The sequence below is a fragment of the Sporosarcina sp. SAFN-010 genome (assembly GCF_059415065.1).
In genome coordinates this window covers 1-4,752 of sequence record NZ_JBPFDS010000034.1, presented here as the reverse complement: position 1 = coordinate 4,752, position 4,752 = coordinate 1, and the positions used below count along the sequence as shown (strand labels likewise).

The following is a 4,752-nucleotide window of genomic DNA, read 5'->3' as shown; positions in this document are numbered from 1 at the left end:
TCAAATTGAGTAAATTCAGGAGTACAATCAATAAACGATAGCTTTAAGTGAATTAAATTTGTACTTCAATCGGGCCATTTTGTTGCTTGAATTTCATTGAAAAAAAGGGATTGAAATGCTTTTCATATATTCATTACTTGGATTCTTTACGGTTTTTTTCTCCATCTTTGCAGTTCGCGCGATCCTAGAGGAAAAGCATAATTTTATAATTTATACTCTTCTTGCATCACTCTGCGGAGGGGGCACATTATTTTTAGTTTTGTTAGGACTATTTGGGTTGTAAATCAACTAACGGGGGCGTTTGCTTGATAAGCAAATGTCCCAATACCTTAATAGGTCCATTTTCTTAAGTACGGGGAGAGATTAAATTGAAAAATAAAATTACAGAGTTGTTTGGAATTCCTATTGCTTTTTTATTTTTGGGTGTTTTGTTTTTAATATTTGGAGCTAATGGAGAAGGATTAGCAACCACGTTCTCGAGACCTTCTGGTGCTTCAAGTTGGACTACTGAGGGGAGCACTATCGATGCGTTCACATTTATACCAATAATTTTGGGCGTTTCATTTCTGATATTATTCGTTAGCACTTTTTCTATATCTTTTAACAAATGGCAAAAGGGTCGGTAATTTCGTCAAACGGGGGCAATTCTGGCCCAAGGAATTGCCTTTGATCTACATAAGGGTCGGATTATTATAAGGATTTTGTATTATTGATGATATCAGAAGGGAAATACAAAAATGGGAAAAAGGTTTGAAGTTAAGTTAAAAGAAAACGTAGGCGGGGGAATTATAAAGATTGTAGTAGATACTGAAACAGGTGTAAATTATCTCATAACAAGTGGTTTGGGCTTAAGTGGAATGACTCCGTTACTAGATAAAGATGGGAAAGTAGTGATTGATTAATATCTAGATAAAAACTTCTTTGGATTATTCTCGTGGCTACATAATCGCAAAATATATATGATTCCTATCGTCAAAGTTGTTTAATTCAAAAGTAGTATTCCCGGATCGGCGGCTTTAGTTGAAGAAGGAAATAAAATTGGACCACACATCTTAGACATATCTAATATGTGTGGTCCTTTAAATTTCAACTGTTTCACTAACTTAACCTAAATATAACACTGGTTGTACCAATATATGCAGGATCGTGATAATGACGGCTTGGTAGGAGAATAAGAGATCGGGCAGATATCACAAACGGGCATAAACGAAAGTTTGAACTCTTCCTGCTCGCATTCTCTAATCTAAAAAGAAATGAACTATAATAAAAAGGTTGTCGAGAAAGTTTCGTCAGCCTGCTTGTCTCAATTATAGTGGCAAAAATTCTTTTTCATATACAGCTTGTACTTGTAATAAAACTTTGGGTGCGTGCTGCCTAAATTTGAACTCAGCAGGCTTTCCTTTTGAGATATACAATCCAGCTTCATTTGGGGACTTCTCTAACCCATCAAACAAACGGCTTGCCCCTACACTAGGATGCGGACCAAACAAACGGATGAACGGCTGCATGATCCATGGTAAACCTCCATTTCTGCCCTTTCGCATTGTATTGTTATTGCCTGGATCAATGCTGATAATTGTCACACCCTCTCGCTTTAGTTCTTGTGCCAATGCATGTGTCCACAAAGTGATTGCCAACTTCGTCGATGCATATGGGCCAATCAGTTTCTGGAATTTAGGAGGGTTTGCCAAATCTTCCGGCACGAAAGATCTTTTAAAATTAAACGCATCTGAACTAGTTTGGATAACGATAGCTGGATTTCCCCTTTTTACAAGATCAAGCAGTTCCATTGTGATGATATAGGGAACCACTGTCTGAATTTCATAATGCAGCTCACGACCTTGTGGTGAAAAACGTAGGTTCGAGAAACTGCCTCCAGCATTATTGAAGAGAGCATCCAACTTTGTTTCTTTCTCCTTTATTTGCATCAAGGTAGATTTAAGTTGCGTAAAATCAGATAAATCGGCATTATAAATACGGATATCTCCTTGACGGATTTTTTGTTGGAGCGATAGCTCTTCCTCTGGAAATGTAGAGCGAATTAAAGCAACAACCTCCCACCCGTTCTCGATTAATTTTTTCGTCAGTTCCAGTCCTATTCCACTGTTCGCTCCTGTAACAAGTGCTGTTTTTCTTTCTGATTTTAACATTTTATTTACCTCCTATTAGTGAATGACTGAAGTATAAAACATGGAGCTAACTTCAGGTCAATAGAAAAGAATCAGCTTGACCTGGAGTTGACTTCATGTTTTATAATTTATCGATAAGAAGGAGGCAAACGTATGTATACCATCAAACAGGCTAGCACTCTTACCAGGTTAAGCATTGATACAATCAGATATTATGAAAAAGCTGGATTGCTTCCAAATATTAAACGGCTTCCGAATGGACATCGGGTCTTTTCACCATCCGATATTGAACGGTTGCTACTGATCCTCTGTATGAAGAAGGCAAGTCTTAGTTTAGAAGAAGTGAAATTATATCTTGATATTGCTGAAACAAGTAATATGACTCCTGAAATGATATCAGGCATGCTCCGGCAGAAGGAAAAAGTAAAAAGTCAAATTGCTCAATTACAGACTGTTTTGGATTTTATCGATGAAAAATTAGCTGATGGAATATGGCTAAAGAAGAAAGATTAAAAAATGATATGTCACTAATTATTCCAGTCACACCACTTGCTAATGTGGTGGTTCAGATGGAAAGAAAAAACAAGTTTTACCTACTAACTATTACTTAGAATGAATCTAGTATCGGTTATTTGGAATAAACTAAAGCCAAAGGGGGTTTTTCACAAAGAAAAGAATACTTTTACTTTCAAGGCACATTCTTGCAGGGGAATGTTGGAATTTTGAATAATCGTTATTAAAGTAATGAGTGCGTTACTTTAATAACGATCTTCAACAATCGGACATTTCCGGCATAAGGTTTGTTCTCCAATCCGGCCAATCACCTAAATAAAGTTGCATTATGCTAAAGTACAACCGTTATATAATAGCTTTTGAAAGAAAGGAATCACAGATGAAAAAGAAATTAATAATTTTTGGAATTGGGTTTTTATTAACATCTCTTTTATTGGCAGGAACGTTTAAAGTTACTAAATTAAGAACCTATCAATTATTTGGAGGGTTAACATACCTAGTTGAAACGGAAAACAAGGTCATTGCTTTAACATTTGATGACGGTCCGACAAAGAACGTGGATCAGATTCTGCCTTTATTAGATAAATACAAGGCAAAAGCTACTTTTTTTCTTATCGGAAATGATATTGAAAAACACCCTAAAGAAGCAAAAAAATTGGTTGAAGCAGGGCATCAAATTGGAAATCACACCTATTCGCACAAAAGAATGGTTTTAAAATCTCCATCTTTTATTAAAGAGGAAATAGAAAAAACCGATGAGTTGATTAGAAAGTCTGGATATAAGAGCGAAATTGACTTTCGACCTCCCTATGGGAAAAAATTTGTCGGTTTACCTTATTATTTAAATAAGCATAACAGAGAAACTATTATGTGGTCTTTAGAACCGGATACATATTACACAAGTGCTGATGAAAAAGTTAATTATGTAGTGGATAACATTAAACCAGGCTCGATAATCTTGCTGCATTCAATGTACGATCAAACAGGTGAGGGAATCCAAGCGATTGAAGATGTTTTAAGAGAACTTACGAACCAAGGGTATAAATTTGTGACTGTGGATGAGCTTCAGGATTTATGATTTAAGCAATCAAATTGAACTTTCTTTAGTATTTTCGTTTGGAGAGATACAGTTGGTAAAACAAGGGTGATTGTTCTGTAGGTATGCATCGCTTTTTCCTTCTTCAAGTAATGGAGGCAGTTGTTGAAAATCATCGAGTTGCTATTGCAACTCTTTTTTCTTATTGAACTAACGAGGCAAGTTAGGTTAATAAGGTGTTTGTTCTATCGTTAAACAATAAAGATAGATGATCAAAGAAAAGAAGTAATACAATTTAATATATTTTGGATGAATCACACCGAATGATAAGAAAAAGCCATTCCCTCCGCAATCGGAGAGAATGACTTTCTTTCATGAATCGCAAAACTACTGATTACAATTTTGCCCAACGTTCCTCTAACCAGTTCATAAATTGTACACCTTTTTCGCCTTCATACGCATCAAAGACATCCAAACGCATACGTTTTAGTTTATCCGCAAAGTCTGCCACTGTATGGTCCTTCGGCAAGCTCTTTTTCACCCGCAGGAAAATTTTATCTGTGCCTTTGATAATATCAAAACGTGCAGGTGATGGCTTTTCTACGTCCTCGCCAAACGCCGTAAGTGCTTCATAGGCTGCTAATTGGACCTTGTTGACAGTATCATGCTGCATACGATTTTTTAATAAATCTATGATTTTTTCATGTTGATAATCCGATAACAATTCGACTGCATCTAAACGCTCTCGCCAGCTAGACGTATAATTGGCCTGTTTTTTTAATGTTTCATACTGCTCAGGTAATGCTGTTTCAAACTGTTTCATGTAATTGCACCTCTTTTTTTAACTAGAGGAAAAATAAATTCTTCTTCTGCATCTCATATTATACGTTGTCTGGATGAAAATAGCGATAAATCGCTGGTAAGGATATATATATATAATGGAAACTAACTACATTAAGGTGAACCGTATCATAAGTATAAACTATTATTTATTAGATTTGTATAGGCTACACTTACTTGGACAATAAAGTTAGGGTCTTGTAGAATACAACCAAAGAGATGAGGAGAATCTAC

Annotated in this window: 6 protein-coding genes; 4 read left to right on the top strand and 2 right to left on the bottom strand. The window is 35.8% G+C overall.

Features of this window, described 5'->3' with window-relative positions:
* Positions 1-368: 368 nt before the first annotated feature.
* Complete coding sequence (locus tag ACR65F_RS18035; RefSeq protein WP_440505339.1) at positions 369-626, top strand: hypothetical protein; 258 nt, start codon at positions 369-371, stop codon at positions 624-626.
* A gap of 111 nt (positions 627-737) precedes the next feature.
* Positions 738-902 carry a DUF6440 family protein gene (locus ACR65F_RS18030; RefSeq protein WP_440505338.1) on the top strand — a complete coding sequence of 55 codons (165 nt, stop codon included), beginning with the start codon at positions 738-740 and terminating at the stop codon, positions 900-902.
* Positions 903-1,307: 405 nt separating this feature from the next.
* On the opposite strand, the gene ACR65F_RS18025 is transcribed toward ACR65F_RS18030, so the two are convergent.
* A complete protein-coding gene (locus ACR65F_RS18025) occupies positions 1,308-2,150 on the bottom strand; it encodes an SDR family NAD(P)-dependent oxidoreductase (protein WP_440505337.1) in 843 nt (280 codons plus the stop codon).
* Positions 2,151-2,282: 132 nt separating this feature from the next.
* On the opposite strand from ACR65F_RS18025, the gene ACR65F_RS18020 reads away from it, so the two are divergent.
* Together ACR65F_RS18020 and ACR65F_RS18015 are read left to right on the top strand one after the other, a co-directional pair.
* On the top strand, positions 2,283-2,642 hold the full coding sequence (locus tag ACR65F_RS18020; RefSeq protein WP_440505336.1) for a MerR family transcriptional regulator: 360 nt from the start codon (positions 2,283-2,285) through the stop codon (positions 2,640-2,642).
* A 379-nt stretch (positions 2,643-3,021) separates the two neighbouring features.
* Entirely contained in the window at positions 3,022-3,720 is a 699-nt protein-coding gene (locus ACR65F_RS18015) for a polysaccharide deacetylase family protein (RefSeq protein WP_440505335.1), read from the top strand.
* Positions 3,721-4,072: 352 nt separating this feature from the next.
* Here the strand turns inward: ACR65F_RS18015 and ACR65F_RS18010 are convergent, their stop codons facing one another.
* Positions 4,073-4,501 (bottom strand): HEAT repeat domain-containing protein, encoded by a 429-nt coding sequence (locus ACR65F_RS18010; RefSeq protein ID WP_440505334.1) that lies wholly within the window; start codon positions 4,499-4,501, stop codon positions 4,073-4,075.
* Between the last annotated feature and the right edge of the window lie 251 nt (positions 4,502-4,752).

Coding starts and splice junctions, on each gene's coding strand:
- ACR65F_RS18015 (WP_440505335.1), top strand. CDS start 3,022: ATGAAAAAGAAATTAATAATTTTTGGAATTGGGTTTTTATTAACATCT.
- ACR65F_RS18020 (WP_440505336.1), top strand. CDS start 2,283: ATGTATACCATCAAACAGGCTAGCACTCTTACCAGGTTAAGCATTGAT.
- ACR65F_RS18025 (WP_440505337.1), bottom strand. CDS start 2,150: ATGTTAAAATCAGAAAGAAAAACAGCACTTGTTACAGGAGCGAACAGT.
- ACR65F_RS18010 (WP_440505334.1), bottom strand. CDS start 4,501: ATGAAACAGTTTGAAACAGCATTACCTGAGCAGTATGAAACATTAAAA.
- ACR65F_RS18030 (WP_440505338.1), top strand. CDS start 738: ATGGGAAAAAGGTTTGAAGTTAAGTTAAAAGAAAACGTAGGCGGGGGA.